We start from the raw sequence: 26,107 nt of genomic DNA, 5'->3' as shown, positions 1-26,107 counted from the left end.
ACATCAGATTATAGAATGAATGCGTGTCTTATAGCTTGAGAGAATTTGAGGCAAAGGTAAGCATTTCTCGCTAGTTTGCAAAGTTTCGTCGTAGACAAATAAAGAATTTGTAGACATTTGTTTTCAAACCTTTATTCGTATGGATAACACAAAAGCCTTCCCGTTAAAATAGAGGGAAGGCTTCGCGGATGGGAAAGATATTTTTGCTTTTTGAGGAGGCGGCTCCCTATTATTCTACGTACATGCTTTCTATTTCTGCTGCATAGCGATCATACACCACGCGACGCTTGATTTTTAACGTGTTGGTGATTTCGCCTTTCTCCATCGAGAGGGGTTCTGGCAGGAGTACAAAGCGCTTGATTTTCTCATAAGCTGCGAGATCTTGTTGCAGTGTTTCGATGTGTTGCGCCAAATACTTCTTCACGCGCTCATCGTTGCAGAGTTCTGCACGGGATTTGAAAGTGATGTCTTGCGATGCTGCCCAGTCTTCCAACACCTTATAGTTGGGAACAATGAGGGCAGAGACGAATTTGCGCTGGTCGGCAATCGCTACCACTTGATCAAAATGACGATCGATGGTGAGCTTTCCTTCGATTACCTGAGGAGCGATGTATTTGCCGTTGCTCGTTTTGAAGAGGTCCTTGATTCGCTCGGTGATATAGAGCTCGCCGTCTTTGATATAGCCGGCATCTCCTGTGCGGAACCAGCCATCTTCGGTGAAGGATTTGCGCGTTTCTTCTTCTTTTTTGTAATATCCTGGGGTTACGGAAGCCCCGCGCACCAAAATTTCATTGTTTACTCCGTCAATCTTCACTTCGACACCGGGCAATGGACGGCCGATGCTTCCCATAGTCACGGGTTTTCCTGGTTGGTCGCAACTCACTGTAGCACAAGTCTCTGTGAGGCCATAGCCTGCCAGCATGTTGAAACCTGCGGCGTGGACGAAGCGTTCTACTTCGGGAGAAATCGTAGCACCGGCAACGGGGAAGATGTTAGGACGCGTCAACCCGAGGGTCTTGCGGAGCACGCGGAGCAGGGTTTTGTCGTAGGCTGCATACTTCATGCGTAGCCCGAGGGGCGGTTGCTTGCCTTTGGAAATGTATTTCTCCCAAACTTCGCCACCCACTTTGAGTGCGTCTTTGATGAGGTTGCGTTGGATGGGACTTCCAGACTCCATTTTTTCGAGTACGCCTTGGTACACCTTTTCCCAAAAACGCGGAACGGCACTCATGCAAGTGGGCTGCACTTCGCGCATGCTGCGCTGGATGTCGAGCGGACGGAGGTTGATGGCAAGTTGAGCACCGCAACTCAAGCACAATTTAGCCCAAGCTCCTTCAAATACGTGACTGAAGGGGAGGAAATTGATGACCACATCATCGGGAGTAATCTTGAGTATTTTGGTGTGTGCTTCCAGTGCATGATTATATTGTGAGTGCAGCAGAATGACTCCTTTGGACTGTCCGGTGGTACCACTTGTATAGAGGATGTTGGCAACGTCAGAATCTTTAGCATCGTTCACACGACGTTGTACCTCAGCTTGGTAGCGTGGCTCGTTGATGCCCAAACGGAGGAATTCATCGAAGCTCATAGAGATGTTGTCACTGGGATGACGTTCTACCTTAGGATCGAAGATGACGATGTGTTCCAGTGAGTGGCAAAGGCTCATCACGCTCCAGGTGGTGTCGTATTGCTGTTGTTCACCCACAAAGATTACGCGGATTTGTGCATCGTTCACCATATATTGCACCTGGGCTCCAGCTGTGGTGGCATAAAAAGGAACGAGAGCGGCACGGGAACGAAAACAACCAAACTCTACAAAGAGGCTTTCTGGCTTGTTTTGTGAGAACACAGCCACATTGTCTTGCACTCCAATGCCTAAAGCCACAAGTGAGCGCGCAGATTGATCCACGCGGCGAGCAAAAAGGTTCCAAGAAATACCCATCCACTGTTCGCGATCGTAGTCGCGATAGCTGAGGGCGATCTTTTCGCCGTAGACTTCGGCTGATTTCTCAATGAGTTGGGAAAGATGACAAAGGATTTGCATAATGTGGTATTGTGCGATAGGAAAGAGAGGGTTACTTGAAGGCATAGATCACTGGTGAGTGTGGAGAGAGGGTAGAGTTCTATTTTCCATCACTCCCGACAAGTGTTATCACTAAAAACCAATAAGTTTCCCATGATAGATGGGGCAAAGTTAGTGTTTTATTTCGTATTACATGTTGAATCTCTGCACAAATGTTGCTAATTTGCGCAGAAATATTCTCCCTTTTTTCGGTTGGTATATCGAAAATCACCGAAAAGGAAGGCGAAATTTAAGGATTGTAGTCTCAATATATTCGGAACTTACTGTGTTTTTCTGTGCTTCAGGAGCAAGGAGGTGAAGACAGCTGGGAACTAGATGTTAGGGCAGAGCATCTGTTTCGAGGTGACGATGGTCAGGAGGAGTGAGAGCAAAGGCTCTTTCATTGTAGTGTTGTCCAAAGCTTAAATCAAATCCTGCTTTGAGCAGTTGTTGAGCTAGGGCTGGTTTGCCGCGAAATCCATGAATCGTCCATACTTGTTGCGGACGCAAAGTTTTGCGAGCTTGGAGGATGAGGTCGAAAGCACGAACTACATGGAGCGTCATGGGGAGTTGACGTCGCTCAGACTCTGCCACTTGTGCACTAAACACAGCCCATTGCAGCTCGAGACTCGCACCGCGTAAACGGTCAAAGCCGCATTCTCCTATTTGCACTATTTGTGGCAAATCCCAAAGTTGCGACAAACTAGCTTTGTATTCTTCAAAATCGAAGTCTTCGTCGAACGTCCACCATGGATGGATTCCGGCAGCGTAAAGTCCTTGGGGATGGAGCTGCTGAGCGCTTGGATAAGTTGTCCAGACTTTCGGATTGCGCACGATGTCTTGCGGTAAACTCACAATGCCAGTGCCGGGAGGAATGTCAAGACGATGGGTGTGAAAATCAAAATCCATGGGTTAGAAAATATGAAATGTGCAGAAACTCCTATATAAAAGCGCAGTGCGACGTTGGGAAGAGAGCGGTTTTACCTTGTTGTTAGAACAGTTGTTTTACTGCACGAGGGGATTCTGCAAGACTTATTTGTTGCATTTGCAAAAATCTATAGTGTGCGCTATCTGCTTAATCTGCGAGCTGTGCTTAAGGCACGGGATCGTAGCCATGTCCTCCCCATGGATGACAGCGAAGGATGCGACGCACAGCGAGATACATCCCTTTGAGAGGACCGTGCTTGCGGAGCGCCTCGACTGCATATTGCGAGCAAGTTGGGGTGTAGCGGCACGAAGGCGGAGTGAGAGGGGAGATGAATTTCTGATAGAAGCGGATGGGAAGAATGAGCAGTCTTGCCATCGTGCGGGAAATGGTATGCAATATCATAGTATGACAAGGAATTATGTGGCTGCATTTGAAAGTTTAACGTCTGCTGTGTCAGCCATCGTTGAGAGGTTTGAGGTCTCCTTAGTAGTCGCATTGATTTTCTCTGCAACGCGGTGAAGGAGGTTGACCAGACGTTTGTGCACCAGTGCGCTGTCTTGAGGTTGATCTGCCACCCACACAAAACCTAGATGAATAGCGGTGTTTTCCGGTAGATTTTCCCAAAGAATCTCTTTATTAAGGCGGTAGGCTTCCCGAATCTGACGTTTGGCGCGGTTGCGATCCACGGCATGTCTTAGTCTTCGCTTAGCTACAGAGATGAGCACCTGCACTTGTGGTCCTTTTCCCTCGTAGGGATGTGTGCGCACGATGGCGCGGAGTGGAAAGGATACGACAGACCGAGCTCCTGCGGTGAAGAGTTGGTCGATGTCGCGTTGGAGACAGAGATGTTCGGCTTTGGGAAACTTATGACGCATAAGGAGTGTGAGATGGCACCCATGGACTAGGGTGGTGAGAACTGTCGACGAGCTAAGACAGTATGCAATGATTCCTAAGAATGGATACAATGCTTTCTATATAGAATACAGACTTCCTATATAGAATACAGACTTCTAAGATTGGATACAGGGGTCTCTACTCAAAAAACAAGAGCTTGTGTGTCATCCTCAGGACAGTAAAAAACAAAAGGTGGTCACTAACCCACGATTGTGGGGCAGCGGACCACCGATATGTCAGGAAGCAAAAACTTATTTGCTATTTTCTTCGCGGATGAAGTTGCCAAGGCTTTCGGCAATAGAACCGCTGACTTTCAAGTCGACTCTCAGACCAGCCTCTTCGATGGCCTTAGCAGTGGCATCACCAAAGCAGCCTAAGCGGATGTCGCCTTGATTAAAGTTTGGGAAGTTACTGAGCAAACTCTGCACTCCTACGGGAGTGAAGATGAGAATCATGTCGTAATTCTTGAATGTGTCCTCATCGAGTTTAGCTTGCACGGTGCGGAACATAGCGCACTCAGTGTGCTTAATCTTCTTCTGGTCAAGTTGTCCTGCTATTTCGAGAGAAGTGCCTTCGGAAAGAGGGAAGAGATACTTCTCGGTCTTGTGCTTCGCCATCACGGTGAGCAATTCAGGCCAGTGACCGCTTGTGCCGAAGAAGACCTTACGCTTGCGATATTGCACGAACTTTTGAATGTAGAGAATTACTTTTTCAGAGATTCCGAAGTACTTCATGTCTTCGGGGAGAGTGACACGGAGTTCCTTGCAGAGGTGGAAAAAATGTTCGATGGCATTGCGTGAGTTGAACACAATGGCAGTGTGATCGAGGATATTCACCTTCTGGCTACGAAACTCACGAGCTTCTAAACCTTCGACCTTCACGAAGGGTTGGAATGTGAACTCCACGCCTAAGTTCTGAGCAATGTCGTGATAGGGCGATTTATCTGTGGCAGGTGCGGGTTGCGAAACAAGAATTTTCTTGATCATCGTGAAAGGTTAGAGTGATATTTAGCGGAGAGGCTATATAGGTTTGTCTATAATCGCTTACAAAAGTGTGGCATTTTGATAAGCCACGCTGACCAAAGCCCCTCCGAGTAGTACGTAAGGTACAATTTCTAAGGCGCAAAAGTACAAAATAATGAGCAGATAGCCTACCGCACCATTGAAAAATGTGCGGTAACACTTATATAATAGTAGCATTTTGATAATCGCCATAAGCAAAATGTAGGCAATTATGGCTTCTTGATATGCTAAGTCGAAGAATATCACCAAGAGTGTGAGGGGTAACAGCAATGCACCTGTGGTGAGTATCGAAACGAGGTAGTAGTTGTCCCAAGCACTGTTGCTTTCGCGGTCGAAAAACACATGATTGACGCACCGATAGAGGAGTAGTTTAGCGCCATAATACCCCAAGACGATAAGGGTAGAGAGAGAAAGTAGCAAATATGGAGAGACGCCTTCGAATACTTCTGGGAGCATGGCTTGTACAAACCCGAAAAATAAGAGACCTTGTAGAAAACTAGTTTGCAAGACCAGAAAGAAGCGCCCTCGCAAAATGGTGTCGGCACGGTCAATGAAGAGATTGGCGCGTGTGCGGTGATAGAAGAAATCTTTGATCGATGTGCGGAGAAATCGCCATGATGCAGCAATCACCCAAGCCATGATGACAAAGCTCAGTAGCAGTACCGAAGTGACAACATCGTCATTGCGAAGTTCGTAGTCGATGGGCATTCCTGAGACTCCTTGATGCGCTTGAGTGGTGTGATAGTGATCTGCCACCAATTTCCGCATTTCGGGTGTGAAAAGTTGCCAATATTTTGCTTCGTATGCGCTATCGGCAGGCATCGGAAACCGCTTCTCAATTTGTTTCTTCGGCTGTGGTGGTGGAGGGAGCAGAGAAAAACGCCCATTAAACTGAGCTTTTAGCGTAGAATCTGCTGGCTCCATCGTCAAACCAGGGGCATCATCAAGGTTGCGCACTCTAGCAGAGGGAAGCGCGCTGGGAGAAATCGTAGAAAGACTGTCGATGGGCATGATGAAAACTATCGATGTTTGACGAAAGGAAAAGATGACTCAAGCAAAACTACCTACGCTCGTTGCTGAAGTTTGGATGAAGTTATGAAGGTCTGCTCATGGTAGATGGAGTTTCTGCTTTACAAAGCAGCAAATCGTCGAATGGAAGCATCCCAAAGTGGCGTTTCTTCACAGAGTTTCACCGCTTCTTCGGGAGTGGCAGCCACCTTCCAGATGTCGCTATGCACACGGCGCATAAATTGCTGATCGATGCAACGTTCGAGTTGTGAGAGCAACGGGTCGAAATAGCCTTCCGTGTTGAGCACCACGATAGGTTTAAGGAAGAGACCTAGCTGTTTCCAAGTAATCACCTCCAAGAGTTCTTCGAGAGTGCCCACACCACCAGGGCAAGCGATGCAAGCATCGGCACGATCTGCCATCATCGTTTTGCGCTCGTGCATGTTGGGAGTCACCACAAGTTCCGTCATTCCTTTGTGTTGCCACGATTCGTCAATCATGAATTGAGGAATGATGCCAATCGCCTTTCCTCCCTTTTCGACGCAAGCATCGATGGTCGCGCCCATGAGTCCAGTGCGCCCTGCACCATTGATGAGAATATGGCTACGCTCGGCTAGGATTTCCCCTAGCCGAGCGGCAGCTTGTGTGTAAACTTCAGGCACTTGTCCCGAAGAGGCAGCATATACAGTGATATTCACGTTTGTATGTCGGTTTTAGAGGGTTATACACCCTGGTTATTCGCAGCCTAAGGCGTTTTAACCCCAATCGGTCATTATGGGGCTAATCGTCAGCGAGTTGTTGTGAAACAACTTTCTGCGACTTAGGCAAGTCCGAATTCCTGCTTAATATCTGCTACGCGATCGAGCTTTTCCCAAGTGAAGAGTTCCACCTCGAGTGTACGAGCTTCCTCGCCCTTGGGTTGGAAAGTCTTCGTGATTACGCGGTTGCTGCGTCCCATGTGCCCATAGCGCGCAGTTTCCTCATAGATAGGTTGGCGAAGCTTGAGGTTCTTCTCAATGTCGTGAGGACGGAGTGCGAAGAGTTTCTTCACGCGCTCTGCAATTTCTCCATCGCTGAGGTTCACATGACTCTTGCCATAGGTGTCCACAAACACGCTCACGGGTTCTGCCACACCGATAGCATACGCCAGTTGCACGAGCATTTCGTCAGCCACTCCAGCCGCCACCATGTTCTTAGCGATGTGGCGCGCAGCATAAGCCGCAGAGCGGTCTACCTTCGAGGGGTCTTTTCCAGAGAAAGCACCACCACCATGAGCACCCTTGCCACCATAAGTGTCTACGATAATCTTACGTCCCGTAAGACCCGTATCGCCATGAGGACCACCAATCACGAACTTACCGGTAGGGTTCACGTGATAAGTAATGTCGCTTTGTTCAAAGAGCGCCTTCACTTCGGGAGTCGTCACTCGCTGTTCGAGCACACGAGGAATGAGAATCTCAATTACATCCTTGCGGATTTGCGCCAACATTTGTTCGTCAGCAGCAGCTTGACTACCAGCTTCTTCGGCAGAGATAAAATCATCGTGCTGCGTGCTTACCACAATAGTATCGATGCGCACTGCACGGTCGTTGTCGTCATATTCCACTGTCACCTGACTCTTAGAGTCGGGACGGAGATAGGTCATCACCTTACCTTCGCGACGGATGTCAGCCAGCACAATGAGAATGTCGTGTGCCAACGAAAGGGGGAGAGGCATGTAGCGATCCGTTTCGTTGTTGGCATAACCAAACATCATACCTTGGTCGCCTGCACCTTGCAGTTCGGGAGCTTCGCGCTCTACACCACGGTTGATGTCGTCACTCTGGTCGTGGATGGCAGAAAAAATGCCACAGCTGTTGGCATCAAACATATATTCCGCCTTGGTGTAGCCGATGCGTTGGATGGTGCGGCGAATGGTGTCTTGCAAATCCACATAAGCCTCCGACTTCACCTCACCAGCCACCACCACTTGTCCGGTAGTAACGAGGGTTTCGCAAGCCACTTTAGAGGTAGCGTCGAGCGCAAGAAATTGGTCAAGAAGTGCGTCTGAGATTTGGTCAGCTACTTTGTCGGGGTGTCCTTCCGACACTGATTCAGAAGTAAAGAGATATGACATGATAAATGTGTAGTAGTGAGGGGAGTTAAAATAAAAAGTCTGATTTGCGGTGAATACAAACAAAAACGTCTGCCCATCGCGATAGCGAAAGCAGAACGAAACAAATCAGTGTGTGCGAGAGAGCAAGAATAAAATGTAAAGTGTGTCCCGAAACCGTAGGATTCTATGTGGGGAGTGACTTGTCGTTTTAGCATTTTTTCTTGAGGTTGCAAGCAGTCAAATCTGTCCTCGTTCGTGTTTCGACGGCAAAGTTACAACTTTCTTCGCATACGACCAAAATGAATGGTCTGTTTTCTTGTTCAATAGAATAGATTTACTTTCTTTATACTGTGCAGATTAGCTCTTGTCCTAGGTGGATGCACCCTCTATCTTTCCTTCTGTTGGGAGTCTTCGCAGAGGGACGATGTGTAAAATCGCATTTTGTGCTGAAGAAATCCTCATTTTCTTTTGAATTGTCGAAAGACTGTCGTATATTTGCCTAAAATATACCCAACAACATCAACGTAAAAGAACGAAAACGATATGTTAGACGTAAAGCAACTACTTGCTGAATGCGAGGAACGCATGGAAATGAGCGTGATGCACCTCGATGAAACTCTTTCGCACATCCGTGCGGGCAAAGCCAATGTTCACATCCTCGACCAAGTGATGGTTAACTCCTATGGTTCTATGGTGCCTGTGAACAATGTAGCTGCAATCACTACGCCCGACTCTCGCACCATCGCCATCAAGCCTTGGGACAAGAGCATGTTTGCTCCCATCGAAAAGGCCATCATTGATTCTAATGTAGGCATCATGCCTGAAAACAATGGTGAAATCATTCGCCTTGGCATCCCCCCTCTCACTGAAGAGCGTCGTCGCGACCTCACCAAGCAATGCAACCAAGAAGGTGAGGAGTCTAAAATCGCTATCCGCAACGTGCGTCGCGATGGTATCGACAAACTCAAGAAGAGCACCAAAGATGGTGTGCCCGAGGATGTGGCTAAAGATGCTGAAAACGACCTCCAGAAGCTCCACGACAAGATGATCAAGCGCATCGAAGAATTGCTTGCCAATAAGGCTAAGGAAATCATGACGGTGTAAGTCTTTCTGGCTCGATCGCTTTATTTCTATGGTAATCTATCAGACCCTTCGAGCCTAGTGCGTCGAAGGGTCTGTTTTTAATTTTGCACAATTTGGCTCACACATCTAAGTCCGCTTCCAAAAAGGCTAAGTCCGCTTTGAAGAAATCACAAGCGAATGCTCATTCATCCATGTCTGTCTCTTCGTCATCAAGCACTGCCGACAACCTCTCCACTCAGCCGCTACACGGCATTGTAGTGCGCAACACGGGGAGCAGCTACATGGTGCGTACCGAGGAAGGCAATGTCGTGGAATGTCGCGTGAAAGGTAACTTCCGTCTCAAAGGCATCCGCACCACCAATCCTGTGGCAGTAGGAGATGGGGTGACCATTCGTCCTGCTGCCGAGGGAGAACTCGCTTTTATTGTCGCCATTGACGACCGCCGCAACTACATCATCCGCAAGGCCTCCAATCTCTCGAAGCAGAGCCACATCTTGGCGGCGAATATCGACCGTGTGTTGCTGCTCATCACTGTGGCACGTCCCGAAACCACCACCACTTTCATCGACCGCTTCTTGGCTTCTGCCGAGGCTTATCGCGTGCCGGTGACATTGGTATTCAACAAAGTGGACGATCTCAACGAAGAAGAGCGCGCCACCTTAGACTATCTTACGTGGATCTATCGCGACATTGGATACGAAGTGTTGCAGCTCTCTGCGCTTCACGGACAAGGTGTGGAACAACTTGCGCCTTTGCTCACCGAGAAGATTACTCTTTTGGCAGGGCACTCTGGGGTTGGCAAAAGCACCCTCATCAATCGTTTGATTCCTCATGCTGGCGCGCGCACTGCAGAGGTGAGCGAAGCCCATGGCACGGGGATGCACACCACCACGTTCAGCGAACTTTTCGATTTGCCTTCAGGCGGTGGACTCATCGACATCCCTGGCATCAAAGGATTTGGTACGTTTGACATGGAGCCGGAAGAAATCGCTCACTATTTTCGTGAAATCTTCCGCATCGGCAGTGGTTGTAAATTCAATAACTGCAAGCACACTCACGAACCTGGATGCGCGGTGCTCGAAGCCATCGAAGCTCACCAACTTGCCCCCTCTCGCTACACCTCCTACCTCTCCATGCTCGAAGACAAGGAAGAAGGGAAGTATAGGGATTAGACGTTAGAATTTAGACGTTAGAGTCTAGATGTCAGCACTTCAATATTCGACGTAAGACTTTAGACGCTAGACGCCTGAATCACGCGCTCACCCATTGCGTGGTTTCGTCTAGCGTCTAATTGTATCTGAAGGTCTATTCCCTAAGCCGCTAACGTCTACCTGCTACTATTCCTATAATCAACAAGACCCGAGCCACGCTTGTCGTGGCGAGCAAAACGGGTCCGCGACCCTCTAACGTCTAACTCGTATGCTCGACAAACAACTCCTCAATCAACTATATCTCAAAGATACCTCGTTTGTCAATCTCATGACACGGCGTATCTTCAATGTGCTCCTCATCGCCAACCCCTACGATGCCTTCATGCTCGAAGACGATGGACGTATAGACGAGAAACTCTTCAATGAATATGCCGCACTCTCCTTGCGCTATCCTCCGCGCTTCACGCAAGTGAGCACTGAGGCTGAGGCATGGGCGGAACTGCAACGCAATTCTTTCGACCTCATTATTGTGATGCCTGGCACAGACAATAGCGACACCTTCGACATTGCCCGAGGCATCAAGCATCAATTTCAGCACATTCCCCTCGTGGTGCTCACCCCCTTCAGTCACGGCATCACCGCGCGCATCGAAAATGAGGACCTTTCCGACTTTGAATACGTATTCTGTTGGTTGGGAAACACCGATTTGCTGCTCTCCATCATCAAGTTGATTGAAGACAAGATGAATCTCGATCACGACATCGAAGAAGGGGGTGTGCAACAGATTATTCTTGTCGAAGACAATATCCGTTTCTATTCCTCTGTTCTGCCCGAGTTGTACAAATTCGTGTTGCAGCAGAGCATGGAGTTTGCCACCGAAGCTCTCAACGAGCACCAGCGCACCCTTCGCATGCGCGGACGTCCGAAAATCGTATTGGCGCGCACCTACGAAGAAGCCATCGACCTCTACGACCGCCACCCCAACAACGTGCTGGGCGTCATCACCGATGCGCGCTACCCCCGTGGCGGTGTTGTGGATCCCCAAGCTGGGGTGCATCTGCTGGCTGAGTTGCGCAAACGCGACCCCTTCCTTCCGCTCATCCTCGAGTCGGCAGAGTCGGAAAATGCCCTTCAAGCCAAAGCCTACAATGCCGATTTCATCGACAAAAACTCCAAGAAGATGGCGGTGGACCTCCGCGAAGTGGTGAAACAACGATTCGGTTTTGGTGATTTCATCTTCCGCGATCCGCAAACTCACCAAGAGGTGATGCGCGCTCACAATTTGAAAGAGATGCAATCCGCCATTCTCAGCGTACCAGCAGAATCCTTACTCTATCACATCACCCGCAACCACGTGTCGCGCTGGTTGCGCAGTCGCGCCATGTTTCCTGCTGCTGAGTTTGTCAAACAACTCTCGTGGCAAGAGCTCCAAGACATCGATGCCCACCGTCGCGCCATCTTTGAAGCCATTGTGGACTACCGCCGCATGAAAAACCGAGGAGTCGTTGCTGTGTTCCGTCGCGATCGTTTCGACCGCTACTCCAATTTTGCGCGCATCGGAGAAGGTTCGTTGGGAGGCAAAGGTCGTGGTCTTGCCTTCATCGACAACATCGTGAAGCATCATCCCGAACTCAACCAGTTTGACAATGCCACCGTCATGATTCCCAAGACCGTAGTGCTCTGCACCGACCTCTTCGAGGAATTCATGGACCACAATAATCTCTACCAACTTGCGCTCTCCGATGCCGACGATGCCGTCATCCTTGATGCCTTCCGCCGCGCCACACTTCCTGCAAGTTTGGAGGGCGACATCCTCACCTTCATTGAAGCTACCAGCAGTCCCATTGCCGTCCGCTCCAGTTCGTTGCTCGAAGACAGCCACTATCAGCCCTTTGCAGGTATCTACAACACCTACATGGTGCCCCTGTTGGACAATCGTCACCGCATGCTCTCCATGCTCTGCGATGCCATCAAGGGAGTGTATGCCTCTGTTTTCTTCAAAGACTCCAAAGCCTACATGCAAGCCACGCGCAACGTCATCGACCAAGAGAAGATGGCAGTGATATTGCAAGAAGTTGTGGGACGACAATATGGTGATCGCTACTATCCCAGTATATCGGGTGTAGGACGTTCGTTGAACTACTATCCCATCGGGGACGAGCGAGCCGAAGAGGGCATCGTGAGTCTAGCCCTCGGATTGGGAAAATATATTGTAGATGGCGGACAAACCTTGCGCATCTGTCCCCATCATCCGGGAAAAGTGTTGCAGATGTCGGACACTGAAATGGCATTGCGCGAAACGCAAACCAGATTTTATGCCCTCGATCTGAAGAATATGGGTGAGAATTTCTCCGTAGACGATGCTTTCAATCTCTTGAAACTCTCTGTGCGAGAAGCCGACAAAGACGGTGCGTTGCAATATCTTGCTTCGACCTACAATCCCACCGATCAAGTCATCTATCCAGGTGTGTATCCCGATGGACGAAAAATTATCAGTTTTGTGGGAGTTTTGGAGCACGATGTCGTGCCCCTGCCGCATCTCTTGCGCGAAGTCTTGCGCCTCGGACAAGAGGCGATGCGCCGCCCTGTGGAAATCGAATTTGCTGTGGAAATCGATGCAGCCACACGCAGTTGTGTGTTCTATATGCTGCAAATCCGCCCGATGGTCGATGTGAAAAGCGATGTCCATATCAATCTTTCTGAAATTCGCCCTGAAACCATTCTGCTGCAAAGCAACAACGCCCTCGGTCACGGACAAATGGACGACATCACCGATGTCGTTTATGTCAAAACAGACGGCTACAATGCAGGAAATAACCCCTTGATTGCGGAAGAAATCTCGCGCATCAATGCCAAATTCCTCGATCGAGGCGAGCACTATGTCTTGGTGGGTCCAGGACGTTGGGGGTCGAGCGATTCGTGGTTGGGGATTCCGGTAAAGTGGCCCAATATCTCAGCTGCACGAATCATCGTTGAGGCAGGATTGACCAACTATCGCGTGGATCCTTCGCAAGGTACCCACTTTTTCCAAAACCTCACCTCCTTCGGGGTGGGCTATTTCACCATCAACGACTTCAATGGCGACGGAGTCTACAATCGTGCAGTCCTTGATGCCCTCCCTGCTGTGGAGGAAACAGCTCACGTGCGCCATGTGCGCTTTCCACATGCCCTCTCCATCAAGGTCGATGGCAAGAAGAAGTTGGGCTATGTGCTGACCGAAGAGTAGAGTAGTGGTGTTGGTTGTGCTGCGTTCTTGTGTCGGTGTCTCCCTAATAGTATATGGGAGGATAACTAGGCAAAGAGAGAAAAATCGCCGAAAAAGTGACATAAAAAGTGATATTACACCTTGTTCTGCTATGTGCATTTGACAAATGTGTAGTTTTCTGCGGTTCTTTTTGAGAGCGTGCCAAAGCACTTGCAAGTTTGCGTGGCATCTGGCTGTGAGGACTCCTCTACTTGTGCTGAGGCACATGGGTGGGCAAATCCATCGATTTTCACCTTCGGCAAATTTGTCTCACAAATGGCTCGTTTTTTGTCGCAATTACTGCGTAGAGTTTTCGCTTTTCATCAGTGCCCTCTTCACGCGCGCGCATCACAGCAATTTTGCACTTTTTGCTTTCACAACCTTCACCGAAAGGGAATGAAAAAACGTCGGAGTTTCCTTGAGAAAAGCTCCGACGTTTTTCTTTTTTTCTCCGACATTTTCCGAAAAACGTCGGACTTTTTTGGATATTCTTCCCACGTTTTTGAAAGTTCGCTGTTGTTTGCTAGCATGGCACTCTGTGAAGGTTGCTTTTTCTCCCTTTTTTCTTGTCGAAAAACCGTCGTTTCCCACTACCACGTGTGAAGGTTGTGAAAGCAAAAAAGCAAGAATCCCAGGGAATGCGCGCGCGTGTCACGTGCGCGCGAGAAAAGCCGATTTTTTCTGAGTAAAATATGATGTCCAACAAGAAATCTTGACTGACATGAAATTCCCCTGATTTCTTCCTCCACTTTTGCACCATTTTAGTCCAAAAAATGAGCTATGGGCTTTAGCGATGAAACTGGCAGAATTAGTCCGTGGCCTTTACGTAGAAAATGCGTTTTGTTTTATTCTGTAATGTGTGGTTGTCAAAATAAGTGGTATGAGTAGAAAAAACTTCACTTTTTTGCCGATTTTTCTCTCTTTGCCCCTTTTTCGACCCATATATAAACAGGGGGCTCAACGAAGGGCTAAGGCAGAAAGTGGAAGATTGTGAGCAGAGATAATCGATATTTGTGTGTGCTGCTGTGTTCCTCCATCGAAGGTTAGGTTGCCGCTTGTGACCTCACGGTAAAAGGGGATATGTGTTTTTGAGCCATGTGTGTTTGCTCACAAGTTCTGGTATGATTAGAAAAAGTGCCCTGATCCTTTCCCGATTAGGCACAAAAAAAGGAAAGCCTTTTGGGCTTTCTCGTCGTCTTCTGCGTTGTGCGTAACCATTTGTTACGACAACTGGTGAATAAAATTTCAATCCATCGCTCTCGACTTCCCCGAATTGGGAAGACGGAGATGGAAAAATGAGAATCTATCTCTTGTAGATTTTTGAAGCTTTCCTTATTCGATTTCCGAATATTCTGTTGCTTCTGGTGAATCTCATTTTACTTGCGCATTGAGTGCACGCAGTTGTTGGTTGAGGGCTTGTGCCATAGCACCATTACCCATGGAGCGGTATCGGTCGATGCGATACATCAGCTCGTCGATCATCTTTTGTTGTTTCATAATGTTCTAATTTAGTTGTGCAACAGCTCATGTTGTCAACAACATTTTGCTGTTTGTTAATATAATGTTCTGTTTTTGTGGTGAGCAGTAGTGCTCTGATTACAGGTGCAAAAGTACGACTGAAAACGAGCAAATGCAAGTTTTTTGAAGAAAAAGTGTCGTTCAAGCCATTTCTCACCGGCGAATTGACAGGCAAACTTAGCAGGAACTATGGACAACTTGCCACCATCATGGTGACAAACGCCGACAGTGTCTGAACGATTCTTCCAAGCCCCACAAAACGTCTGCAATCTCTACATGTCAAACGCTGAAATCCACAGTTGGCATTTTGGATATATCCGATTATTCACCCTGATTACTGCAATTACATACGAAAAACTGGGCTGTTCATTCTTATATATACCAATAAGGTAGTTGAGAGCAGATAAAAGAAATCCAGTGTTTGAAACGCATTCTTTCAAACACTGGAAATATAGTTAACTGGCTTGGGAGTGTGAAGTTCGGCTCGCCACTAGAAGATTCTCCACCGAGGGACAAGTCTTCAGTTGTGGGTGAGTGTGGGGGACATCATGCAGCAAGTAAGCATTTGTCCTCAAAACATACCCACCACGCGCTGGAGCGCTTTGATGAAGCTGTCCACTTCCTCACGCGTGTTGTAGAGACCGAAGGAGATGCGTGCCATGCTCTCCACGCCACAGCGCGCCATGAGCGGTTGTGCACAGTGGTGTCCCGTGCGGATGGCGATGCCCAGACGGTCGAGAAGCGTGCCTAAATCCATGGGGTGGATGTCGCCCACATTGAACGACACGACAGAAGTCTTGGCAGCGGCTGTGCCGAAAAACTTCATGCCTTCCACCTCAAGCATACGAGTCATGGCATATTGGGTGAGTTCTTCCTCGTGCGCTGCAATTTTGTCCACCCCAATAGCAGAGATGTAGTCCAGCGCAGTGGCTAAAGCATGCGTACCCACATAGTCGGGTGTACCGGCTTCAAACTTATAGGGGAGACGCTCGAAAGTGGTGTGCTCAAAACTCACACGCGCTATCATTTCTCCACCACCTTGATAAGGAGGGAGTTGGTCGAGCAAGTCTTCTTTACCATAAAGCACGCCAATGCCTGTGGGACCGTAGATTTTGTGTCCACTGAAGACCATGAAATCGCAGTCCAAGGCTTGTACGTCAACAGCAAAATGTGGCACACTCTGAGCACCATCTAGCAACACTCTTGCTCCAGCTTCATGAGCGATGCGGATAATCTCCTGTGCAGGATTTATCGTCCCTAGCACATTGCTCACGTGACAGATGCTCACCAAGCGAGTTTTAGGCGTAAAGAGTCCGCGATAAGCCTCCAAATCCAATTCACCCGCCTCATTCATCGGCACTACTTTAATCACAATACCTTTTCGCTCGCGTAGCAACTGCCAAGGCACGATGTTAGAATGGTGCTCCATCACAGAAAGGATCACTTCGTCGCCTTCTTTCAGGAAGGCTTCTCCGAAGGAATATGCCACAAGGTTGATGCTCTCTGTGGTGCCACGTGTGAAAACGATTTCACTCGTGCTGCGTGCATTGATAAACTGACGCACGGTTTCTCGTGCAGCTTCGTGCAGCTCTGTAGCTTGTTGCGAAAGATAGTGAATCCCTCGGTGCACATTAGCGTTCACCTCCGCATATTCGCGCGCAATGGCATCAATCACACACTGCGGCTTCTGCGTTGTGGCAGCATTGTCAAAGTAAACAAGCGGATGCTTGTAGACCTCTCTAGAAAGTATTGGAAAATCTTGACGATAGGTGTACATAGAAATCATAAATCATAGCGATGCGTCACAAACTGATGCGATGATGAACATCCATCTTGGCTGTGCGCGTGCATCAGTTCAAAAGAAATTCCGCACCGCAGCGGCTCAACCCGGTAGCGGTGCGGAATTATATTTAGTTCATTTGAATTGTGCAAGGGAGCAATGCCACTTTAGGAGTGACAATCTTGGCAATGGTGCAACTCACCACGGAAACGAAGTTCCACAAGATGCGACAAGCGCTCACGGAGGGCTTCAATGGGGATGCGTTGCAACACATCGTTCACGAAGGCATGTTGTAGCAACAACTTGGCTTCTGCGAGAGGAATACCGCGTTGGCGCAAGTACAAGAGCGCACCTTCATCGAGTTTACCAATCGTAGCGCCATGGTTACAACGTACGTCGTCAGCATAAATCTCCAGCATAGGAAGGGCATGCACGTGTGCCGTAGGCGACAAACAGATATTGGCACTGCTCTGTTGTGACAGAGTCTTCTGAGCATCGGGACGCACCATCACTTTTCCGGCGAACACAGCAGTGCTATCACCGTCGAGCACATACTTGTACATCATATCGGACGTACAATTCTCTGCCACGTGATCCACAAGGAGGGTATTGTCTACATGCTGCTTGCCATCGGTGATAGCCATACCGGCTGTTTGGCAGTCTGCACCTTCGCCCAACAAGCGAGCGTTGGTCATGGTGCGAGAAATACCAGTACTGAGGGCTAGATTGTTGAGAGAGAAACGACTTTCCTTCTGTTGTTCTACGTAGATATTGGTAAAACGGCTGTGACCTTCGCGTGTCTCTTCGAGATTGTAGATGGATACAGCGGCTTTGTCATCCAAATATACTTCAGTGACTTGGGTGGAAAGACTGTCTTTTAATCCCTTTGCGTGCTCGCAGACTAGAATATCCGCAAAGCTATCGGCTTCTGCCACTACGAGGAGGCGGCGATTCGCCATGATGGGTTGCTTTGACTGCGTGTGGAAGACGATTTGCAAAGCCTTATCGAGCTTAGCCCCAGCCGCAAGATGGACTAAGATACCATCTTGCACGAGTAAGGTGTTGAGCAAAGTCAACGCATCGTACTCCGTGCGCTGCACATTCTTGTGGGCATTGGCTGGTTCTTGTTGCGCTGCCTTGTGATAATACTTATCGAGGAGCTCAGGGCATTGTGCAGCAGCTTGTGCAAAGGAGAGCACGGTCACTCCCTCGGGGAGTTGTTCTTCCTCCGACATCGGCATCACCACATCGTTTACCACATACAGAGCATAAGTGGGAAGTCCTGGAACGCTGCATTTGCAGAGCTTTTTAGCCTGAGCACCACCCAAGAGACGTTTGATATTGATGCCAAAATCGGGAGCAAAGGCGGCATCGGCATTTGTATATTTGTAGCGCTCCACCTTCGTGTTGGGGAGCTGACGATCTTGCAAAAGTTGCGCTACCTCCTTGCGACGCTCATTGAGCACAGCACAACTGTGTTGGTCGATGAGGTCGTGGGCATCGCGATAAAGATCGAGATATTGTTGAAGACTGGACATAAGTTCAGAAGAATTAGTTGAGGTGTGAAGCAAAAAACTTTAGGTTATTAGGCATCAGCACAAATGAGGCACGGCAAGAGCAGTACCTATTTTTGTCTTATTGCGCCAATTCTTCTTTGATCCAGTCAAAACCGCGCTTTTCAATTTCGTAGCCGAGTGAAGCATCGCCTTCTTTCACCACCTTACCATTGACAATCACGTGCACAAAGTCAGGCTTTAGATAGTCGAGCATGCGTTGGTAGTGCGTAATCACAAGCGCAGAAGTCTCAGGTTTGCGGAGCTGGTTGAAGCCCTCAGCCACAATGCGGAGCGCATCAACGTCAAGACCAGAGTCCGTTTCGTCCAAAATGGAGAACTTGGGTTCGAGCACTGCCATTTGGAAGATTTCGTTGCGCTTACGTTCACCGCCTGAGAAACCTTCATTGACACCACGGCTCATGAAGTGAGCATCGAGTCCCACGAGCTTACGCTTTTCGCGAAGCACCTTGAGGAAATCAGAAGCAGAGAGGGGTTCTTGACCGAAGTATTCACGCTTAGCGTTGATGGCAGCGCGCATGAAGTTGGTCATCGAAACACCTGGAATTTCGATGGGAGCTTGGAACGACATGAAGATACCTTCGTGGCTGCGTTCCTCGGGTTCGAGTTCGAGAAGGTTTTTACCGTTGAAAATGATTTCACCTTCTGTCACATCAAACTTAGGGTTACCCACAAGCACATTGGAAAGTGTGGACTTTCCTGAGCCATTGGGTCCCATGAGCACGTGCACCTCACCATCGTTGATTGTGAGGTTGATGCCGCGAAGGATTTCTTTGCCTTCTACAGAAGCGTGAAGATTGCGTATTTCGAGCATGATTTTGTAGAGCTGTTTAGTTTTTTCCAGAAGAAAGCTCAGAATTCAAGCATGATGAGCTAGAAATCATAACTTTCTCCTTTGCCACTTTGTTTGATTGAGGACAATCTCACTCTGTGGCTTATTATATAGTTGTGTTGTTGTTTGCTTTGTACAATGTCGCTTTCATCTTGCGGATGAAGGACAGATTAGGGGTGCCAAAACTGCTGCAACTGCAAGTCGAAGATGAGCATCGAACCTGCTGGAATAGAAGTTTGAGCTGCATTGCCGTAGCCCGACTTGGCTGGGATAAAGATACGCCAGCGGTCGCCTACGTGCATTTGTTGGAGAGCGGTGGTGAAACCAACCACTAAGTTGCTCACGGCAAACTTAGAAGCTGTGCCGAGAGTGGGGTTAAACACATCGCTTTCAAGTTTAGAAGGACCGCTATAGTCAAAGAGTTTTCCCGCAGGATTAGCCGAAGTGGGCATCAAACGTCCCATGTAGGCCACGCGCACAGTGTCGGTGTAGAGGGGGCGAGGTGCTTTGAGAGCTTCAGCAGCAGAGAGTTGACTATTCACCACACGCACCACCAAACTGTCATTGGCAGTGGGTTTTCCTCCCGTGCCGAGTGTGTAGTTGCCAAACACGCGCCAAGGGGTATGTTCTGTCCAGGCATCGCCATATTGTGCTTTGGCTTGTGCAATAGCCGTGCGTGCTACACGCATTGTATCGGAAAAAGCAGCAGCATTACGTGCTGTCCAATTTTCGTAGACGGGGTCGGAGGGTTCATCGCTAGAACAAGCAGTCACTGCCCAACCGCAGCCCACAAGAAGGAGCACAAAACAAGCACGGAAAGTTTGAGTCATCAAGCCCCAACTTCCCGTATATCCAGCACGAAGAGCAGACATAAGAGTAGAGAAATTTGCGCGATTCATAGAAATCCTTGACTAACTGCGCTGCACCCACCTTGCCAATGCAGACAAGGTGGGGACAACGAGAGATTATTTAAGTTTCTTGAGCAAAGATGTGATGGACACCTTGTCCTCAATCAAAGCACGGAGGTCTTCGATTTTCACACGTTCTTGCTTCATGGTGTCGCGTTCGCGTATGGTCACGCAACCATCATTGAGTGTTTCGTGGTCAACGGTGATGCAGAAAGGTGTACCGATGGCATCGTGACGACGATAGCGCTTACCGATAGAATCCTTTTCTTCGTAAGCACACTTGAAGTGGAAACGCAATTCGTTCATGATTTCGTGTGCCTTCTCGGGGAGTCCGTCTTTCTTCACCAAGGGGAAGATTGCCAACTTCACAGGAGCGAGGGCAGCTGGCAAGCGGAGCACCACGCGGCTATCACCACCTTCGAGCTGTTCTTCTTCGTAGGCATGGCTCATCACACTGAGGAACATGCGGTCTACACCGATAGAAGTCTCGATGACATAGGGAGTGTAGCTTTCGCCCAGTTCGGGGTCGAAGTATTCAATCTTCTTACCGCTGAATTGGGCATGCTGTGAAAGGTCGAAGTTGGTGCGAGAGTGGATACCTTCTACTTCCTTGAAGCCGAAAGGCATCTTGAACTCTACATCACTTGCTGCGTTAGCATAGTGCGCGAGCTTCTCGTGGTCGTGGAAGCGATAGTTTTCAGCACCAAAACCGAGTGCTTGGTGCCAAGCCATACGAGTTTCCTTCCACTGGCTGAACCATTCGAGTTCAGTGCCTGGCTTCACGAAGAATTGCATCTCCATTTGTTCAAATTCGCGCATGCGGAAGATGAACTGGCGAGCTACGATTTCATTACGAAAAGCTTTACCGATTTGTGCAATACCGAAAGGAATCTTCATGCGACCGGTCTTTTGCACATTGAGGTAGTTCACGAAGATACCTTGTGCGGTCTCAGGACGGAGATAGATGGTAGAAGCACCCTCAGAGGTAGACCCCATTTCGGTCTTAAACATGAGGTTGAATTGGCGCACTTCAGTCCAGTTGCGAGTACCGCTGATGGGGCAAACGATTTCCTCATCCAAGATGATTTGGCGCAATTCTTCAAGGTTGCTATCATTGAGAGCTACCGCAAAACGCTCGTGCAAAGCAGCGCGCTTAGCAGCGATTTCGAGCACACGACCATTGGTGGTGCGGAATTCTTCTTCGTTGAAGGCTTCCTTGAAACGCTTGCGACCCTTAGCCACTTCTTTCTCAATCTTCTCGTCATATTTTGCGAGTTGATCTTCGATGAGCACGTCAGCGCGATAGCGTTTCTTAGAATCCTTGTTGTCTATCAAGGGATCGTTAAATGCATCTACGTGACCTGAAGCCTTCCAAATGGTGGGGTGCATGAAGATGGCAGAGTCGATGCCCACGATGTTTTCGTGGAGCAAGGTCATAGATTGCCACCAGTATTGCTTGATGTTATTTTTGAGTTCAACGCCGAGTTGACCGTAGTCATAGACTGCGCCCAATCCGTCATAGATTTCACTGGAGGGAAATACAAATCCGTACTCCTTGCAGTGGGAAACTATTTTCTTAAAAACGTCTTCTTGTGCCATGTGTTGTAATTATCATTTGACTATTTGGTGCAAAGGTAATGATTTTCTTTGAATTGCCCCCATTTTCTATGCGATTTTAGGCAGTGGCTCACCACTAGTCACTGCCGTTTGATTGATAAAGTGCAGTGTTCTCCATACAAATATCGATTAGATTTTTTTACAATGCTCGTTTTCCCACCTCGACTCCTTCATTTCTCCTCTCTTTATAGTAAGGGTTGATATAAGGGAGAAGAGTGAAAAATGCGGCGAAAATGTGAAGGTTTTTCTGTTGATGTTACTCTGTTAGTTCTCTCTATGTTGCAAAACAATTTTATATTACGCTCTTATAGTCATGGTGAGAAATTATACTTTATACTGTAGAAATCAGAAAACCGATAATCTTAATCAAGGTGTTTTCATCTTGATGTTTCATTGTGATGCCAATCGTTCTATTCTACTTCAGAGATGAGCATAATAAAAATGTCCTCACACTCCGTTGGGAATGTGAGGGCAAATGGTATATTATCCTATGCTGCAGATGCAAGTTATAGACAAAATGCAGCTAATAGGCTGCTAAAACGCAGCTTATAAGGTAAAAGCAGCCTACTAGGTTAAAAAGCGAATTAGTCGCGTTGTTCACGACGGGGGCGACGCTCACCGTCTTCGCGGCGAGGACGACGTGCAGGACGTTCTTCCCAACCCTCGGGCTTCTCGGTCAAAACCTTGTGAGAAAGACGGAACTTGCCAGTCTTTTGGTCGATTTCGAGGAGCTTCACTTGGATTTTGTCACCTTCCTTGATGCCAGCGTCTTCAACGCTTTCAAGGCGGTTCCAAGAGATTTCTGAGATGTGGAGCAAACCTTCCTTAGAAGGCATGAACTCTACGAAGCAACCGTAAGGCATGATGCTGATGACCTTAGCGTCGTACACTTCACCTACTTCGGGGATAGCTACGATAGCACGGATCTTAGCAACAGCTGCGTCGATGCTATCCTTGTTAGGAGCAGAAACTTGAATCTTACCTACGCCATCCACTTCTTCGATGGTGATGGTAGCACCCGTTTCTTCTTGCATACCTTGGATGATTTTACCACCAGGACCGATAACGGCACCGATGAATTCCTTAGGAATCTCGAAGGCTTCGATGCGAGGCACATGAGGCTTGTAGTCTTCACGTGGGTGATCCATGGTCTTCATCATCTCACCGAGGATGTGTTCGCGACCAGCCTTAGCTTGTGCAAGTGCCTTTTCGAGGATTTCGTAAGAAAGACCATCGCACTTGATGTCCATTTGCGTAGCGGTCAAGCCCTTGAGCGTACCCGTGGTCTTGAAGTCCATATCACCGAGGTGGTCTTCGTCACCAAGGATGTCGGAGAGAACGGCATATTTGTCTTCACCTGGGTTCTTGATCAAGCCCATTGCGATACCAGAAACAGGAGCCTTCAAGGGTACACCAGCATCCATGAGAGAGAGTGTACCAGCGCAAACGGTAGCCATAGAAGAAGAACCGTTAGACTCGAGGATATCACTTACCACACGTACAGTGTAAGGGAAGTCTGCAGGGATTTGCCCCTTCAAACCGCGCCATGCCAAGTGGCCGTGACCGATTTCGCGACGACCTACACCGCGTTGAGCGCGAGCTTCACCGGTAGAGAAGGGAGGGAAGTTATAGTGAAGGAGGAAACGCATGTAGCTCTTATCGAGTACATCGTCCACCATCTTTTCGTCAAGTTTCGTACCGAGGGTTGTGGTAGAAAGGCTTTGTGTTTCACCACGTGTGAAGATAGCGCTACCGTGAGGACCGGGGAGAGGATTCACCTCGCACCAGATAGGACGGATGTCAGTAGTCTTACGACCATCGAGGCGCACACCTTCGTCGAGGATGCAACGACGCATAGCGTCCTTCTCAACATCATGGTAGTAACGATCGATGAGTGCATTCTTTTCAGCGAGTTCGTCTTCAGTGAGCTCTGTGTGAGCCGCAGCGTAAGCCACCTTAAATTCTTCGCGAACAGCTTCGAAAGCGTCGAAACGATCGTGCTTTTCGAGTGCAGACTTCGTGATGTCGTAGCACTTTTGGTAGCAGTCGTTCTTCACTTGTGCGCGGAGGTCTTCATCGTTCACCTCGTGGCAGTATTCGCGCTTCACGTCCTTACCCAATTCCTTAGAAAGTTCCTTCTGGATTTGGCACATAGGTTTGATAGCAGCGTGCGCCACTTTGAGGGCTTCGAGGAGAGCGCTTTCGGGCACTTCGTCCATTTCACCTTCCACCATCATGATGTTTTCTTCAGTAGCCGCAACCATGAGGTCCATGTCGGCACCCTTGAGTTGTTCGAAGGTGGGGTTGATCACAAATTCTCCGTTGATGCGAGCCACGCGCACTTCAGAGATAGGACCATCAAAAGGAATGTCGGTGCAAGCCAAAGCAGCAGAAGCAGCGAAACCGGCAAGTGCATCGGGCATGTCCACGCCATCAGCACTGAAGAGTGTGATGTTCACAAACACTTCTGCGTGATAGTCAGAGGGGAAGAGGGGACGGAGGGCGCGGTCAACGAGACGAGAGGTCAAAATCTCGTAGTCGCCAGCACGGCCTTCGCGTTTGGTGAATCCACCGGGGAAACGACCCACAGCGGAGTATTTTTCTTTATAGTCACATTGGAGCGGCATGAAATCGGTGCCGGGGGCAGCGTCTTTGGCACCGCAAACGGTAGCGAGAAGCATGGTGTTGTTCATGCGCAGCATCACTGCGCCGTCCGCCTGCTTCGCGAGCTTACCGGTCTCAATGCTGATGGTACGTCCATCAGGCAGGGAGACAGTCTTTGTAATAACGTTCATCTTATACTTTTATAATGGATAATTTCGTCGGGATTGGTCCGCTTAGTTGCGTCCATGTGGTGTGACAAGCCGGAGCACTGAAAATCTTCGCATGCACACAGGGGCAAATTTACTAATTTAATTTGATTTCGAGGTACTTCCCTCTGTGATATTTACAAGTACGCTTTGCATTTTGCGAACACTTTTCAAAAACATCCGATTTCATCGGGAGAGGAAAAGTCATTCTTGGTGCCCTTTCTTCGCGGGATTAGTGATAAATCAGCGTGTATCTCGCTTCGGGACGATAAATCTCTGCGGCAAGCTGTTGAAGTTCTTCTACTGTTATCGCACGAATTTTGTCGTATAGGCGCGCAATGTTGCGATAGGTGCCAAAGTGAGCAAACTGTTTTGCCATAGCCAGGGCAGCACTCTCGGAATTGTCGCCAGAAATACCAATCTGTCCGCAGAGTTGTTCTTGCGCAGCACGAAGTTGGCGAGTGGTGAGCGGTTGGTGAGCCAGTTTCGCGAGTTCGCGTTCCACGAGTTTGCAACAACGCTCCACGTCCTCTAGGTCGCAACCGAAATAGACGTTCCAGAATCCAGTGTCAGGATAGGTGTTGAGATAGGCATCAATGCTATACACCAAACCGCATTTTTCTCTCACAGCCATGTTGAGGCGTGAATTCATGGCAGGACCACCCAATATGTTGTTCAGCAAAAGAAGGGTAAAGCGTCGGTCATCATTACTACCAAAGGTGAGACCACCCATCATCACGTGCGCTTGGTGAGTGTCACGTTTGACGCGGCGCACACTCGGTGCAGCTGGTTGAATCGCGCTTATTTCTTCCTCTTTGTTTTGAAAAACCTCGATTTCATCGCGCGTTCTCTCTACTTTCTCTTGTTGAGTGTCGCAAGAAACTTCGGTGAAATCAGCATTTTTTGAAGAACTATCTTCGATGGAACCGACCATTTTACAGTTGTTCCATTTTTCAAGTTGACGAATCACGGTGCGCATCTCCACTTCTCCATGCACGTAAAACACGGCATTTTGCGGAACGTAATGCTCTTTGGCAAATCGCACCGCATCGGCAGTGGTGTAGGTGCGCAGGCGATCGGGATCTCCCAAAATGTCGCGACCTAAAGGAGCGTCACCATAGACTAATTGTTCAAATTCATCGAAAATCAATTCAGCGGGGCTGTCGCGATAACTATCGATTTCATCGATGATTACTTCCACTTCCTTGTCGATTTCTGCCTGCGGATAGGTGCTGTGGAAAACAATATCAGTGAGCACATCCACTGCGCGTGAGAAGTCCTTGCGCAGCACTGTGGCAGAGTACACCGTTTCTTGTTTACTTGTGAAAGCATTGATTTCACCTCCCACGCGTTCCAAATAGTCATTGACTTGTCGGGAGCGACGACGTGAGGTGCCCTTAAAACTCATGTGCTCGATGAAGTGCGCCATACCACTGTCGGCTACATCTTCGTGGCGAGTGCCCGTGCACAACACGTAGCCGCAGTGGAGCACTTCGGAGGGGTGATAGTGCACCACTACGCGGAGACCATTTTCTAAGCGGAAACTCTTCATGAATATAGGGATGTGAGAGGGGGATAAAC

19 protein-coding genes are annotated in these 26,107 nt (G+C 48.7%); 3 read left to right on the top strand and 16 right to left on the bottom strand.

What is annotated here, in order from left to right:
• Nucleotides 1-229: 229 nt before the first annotated feature.
• The 8 genes from BQ2633_RS05565 to metK form a co-directional block, all read right to left on the bottom strand.
• Complete coding sequence (locus BQ2633_RS05565) at nucleotides 230-2,044, bottom strand: AMP-dependent synthetase/ligase (protein WP_075567235.1); 1,815 nt, start codon at nucleotides 2,042-2,044, stop codon at nucleotides 230-232.
• Nucleotides 2,045-2,401: 357 nt separating this feature from the next.
• Nucleotides 2,402-2,971 (bottom strand): TatD family hydrolase, encoded by a 570-nt coding sequence (locus BQ2633_RS05560; protein ID WP_075565638.1) that lies wholly within the window; start codon nucleotides 2,969-2,971, stop codon nucleotides 2,402-2,404.
• Between the two features lie 184 nt (nucleotides 2,972-3,155).
• Complete coding sequence (yidD, locus tag BQ2633_RS05555) at nucleotides 3,156-3,365, bottom strand: membrane protein insertion efficiency factor YidD (protein WP_428829834.1); 210 nt, start codon at nucleotides 3,363-3,365, stop codon at nucleotides 3,156-3,158.
• Between the two features lie 41 nt (nucleotides 3,366-3,406).
• Nucleotides 3,407-3,865 (bottom strand): ribonuclease P protein component, encoded by a 459-nt coding sequence (locus BQ2633_RS05550; RefSeq protein WP_075565636.1) that lies wholly within the window; start codon nucleotides 3,863-3,865, stop codon nucleotides 3,407-3,409.
• A 270-nt stretch (nucleotides 3,866-4,135) separates the two neighbouring features.
• Entirely contained in the window at nucleotides 4,136-4,870 is a 735-nt protein-coding gene (locus tag BQ2633_RS05545; protein WP_075565634.1) for a uroporphyrinogen-III synthase, read from the bottom strand.
• 57 nt (nucleotides 4,871-4,927) lie between these two features.
• The gene (locus BQ2633_RS05540; protein ID WP_075565632.1) at nucleotides 4,928-5,917 is read right to left on the bottom strand and encodes a DUF4271 domain-containing protein; all 990 of its coding nucleotides are present in this window, start codon (nucleotides 5,915-5,917) and stop codon (nucleotides 4,928-4,930) included.
• Nucleotides 5,918-6,036: 119 nt separating this feature from the next.
• A complete protein-coding gene (locus tag BQ2633_RS05535) occupies nucleotides 6,037-6,612 on the bottom strand; it encodes an LOG family protein (protein WP_075565630.1) in 576 nt (191 codons plus the stop codon).
• 122 nt (nucleotides 6,613-6,734) lie between these two features.
• A complete protein-coding gene (gene metK, locus BQ2633_RS05530) occupies nucleotides 6,735-8,030 on the bottom strand; it encodes a methionine adenosyltransferase (RefSeq protein ID WP_075565628.1) in 1,296 nt (431 codons plus the stop codon).
• Between the two features lie 522 nt (nucleotides 8,031-8,552).
• On the opposite strand from metK, the gene frr reads away from it, so the two are divergent.
• From frr to BQ2633_RS05515, 3 genes are all read left to right on the top strand, one after another.
• Nucleotides 8,553-9,113, top strand: coding sequence for a ribosome recycling factor (gene frr, locus BQ2633_RS05525; protein ID WP_075565626.1), 561 nt, complete (start codon nucleotides 8,553-8,555; stop codon nucleotides 9,111-9,113).
• A 170-nt stretch (nucleotides 9,114-9,283) separates the two neighbouring features.
• Complete coding sequence (gene rsgA / locus BQ2633_RS05520; protein ID WP_075565624.1) at nucleotides 9,284-10,264, top strand: ribosome small subunit-dependent GTPase A; 981 nt, start codon at nucleotides 9,284-9,286, stop codon at nucleotides 10,262-10,264.
• 247 nt (nucleotides 10,265-10,511) lie between these two features.
• A complete protein-coding gene (locus BQ2633_RS05515) occupies nucleotides 10,512-13,469 on the top strand; it encodes a PEP/pyruvate-binding domain-containing protein (protein ID WP_075565623.1) in 2,958 nt (985 codons plus the stop codon).
• A gap of 1,389 nt (nucleotides 13,470-14,858) precedes the next feature.
• On the opposite strand, the gene BQ2633_RS11575 is transcribed toward BQ2633_RS05515, so the two are convergent.
• From BQ2633_RS11575 to BQ2633_RS05470, 8 genes are all read right to left on the bottom strand, one after another.
• Nucleotides 14,859-14,984 (bottom strand): hypothetical protein, encoded by a 126-nt coding sequence (locus BQ2633_RS11575; RefSeq protein ID WP_009437177.1) that lies wholly within the window; start codon nucleotides 14,982-14,984, stop codon nucleotides 14,859-14,861.
• 592 nt (nucleotides 14,985-15,576) lie between these two features.
• The gene (locus tag BQ2633_RS05500; RefSeq protein ID WP_141700218.1) at nucleotides 15,577-16,782 is read right to left on the bottom strand and encodes a cysteine desulfurase; all 1,206 of its coding nucleotides are present in this window, start codon (nucleotides 16,780-16,782) and stop codon (nucleotides 15,577-15,579) included.
• Between the two features lie 170 nt (nucleotides 16,783-16,952).
• Entirely contained in the window at nucleotides 16,953-18,323 is a 1,371-nt protein-coding gene (gene sufD, locus BQ2633_RS05495; RefSeq protein ID WP_075565615.1) for a Fe-S cluster assembly protein SufD, read from the bottom strand.
• Nucleotides 18,324-18,420: 97 nt separating this feature from the next.
• Nucleotides 18,421-19,173 (bottom strand): Fe-S cluster assembly ATPase SufC, encoded by a 753-nt coding sequence (gene sufC / locus BQ2633_RS05490; protein ID WP_075565613.1) that lies wholly within the window; start codon nucleotides 19,171-19,173, stop codon nucleotides 18,421-18,423.
• Between the two features lie 188 nt (nucleotides 19,174-19,361).
• Nucleotides 19,362-20,063: a BamJ family beta-barrel-assembly machinery protein gene (gene bamJ, locus BQ2633_RS05485; RefSeq protein WP_075565611.1), complete on the bottom strand. Its 702-nt coding sequence runs from the start codon at nucleotides 20,061-20,063 to the stop codon at nucleotides 19,362-19,364.
• A gap of 93 nt (nucleotides 20,064-20,156) precedes the next feature.
• Nucleotides 20,157-21,698, bottom strand: a complete 1,542-nt coding sequence (locus BQ2633_RS05480; RefSeq protein WP_075565609.1) for a glycine--tRNA ligase — start codon at nucleotides 21,696-21,698, stop codon at nucleotides 20,157-20,159.
• 602 nt (nucleotides 21,699-22,300) lie between these two features.
• On the bottom strand, nucleotides 22,301-24,511 hold the full coding sequence (gene pnp, locus BQ2633_RS05475; RefSeq protein WP_075565607.1) for a polyribonucleotide nucleotidyltransferase: 2,211 nt from the start codon (nucleotides 24,509-24,511) through the stop codon (nucleotides 22,301-22,303).
• Between the two features lie 247 nt (nucleotides 24,512-24,758).
• Nucleotides 24,759-26,078: a M16 family metallopeptidase gene (locus BQ2633_RS05470; protein ID WP_075565606.1), complete on the bottom strand. Its 1,320-nt coding sequence runs from the start codon at nucleotides 26,076-26,078 to the stop codon at nucleotides 24,759-24,761.
• Between the last annotated feature and the right edge of the window lie 29 nt (nucleotides 26,079-26,107).

Origin of the sequence: Ihuprevotella massiliensis, from assembly GCA_900095835.1 — a bacterium.
In the GTDB taxonomy this organism is placed as follows: Bacteria; Bacteroidota; Bacteroidia; order Bacteroidales; family Bacteroidaceae; genus Alloprevotella; species Alloprevotella massiliensis.
The sequence above is the reverse complement of the archived record's forward strand: the minus strand, read 5'-3'. Positions and strand labels throughout refer to the sequence as shown.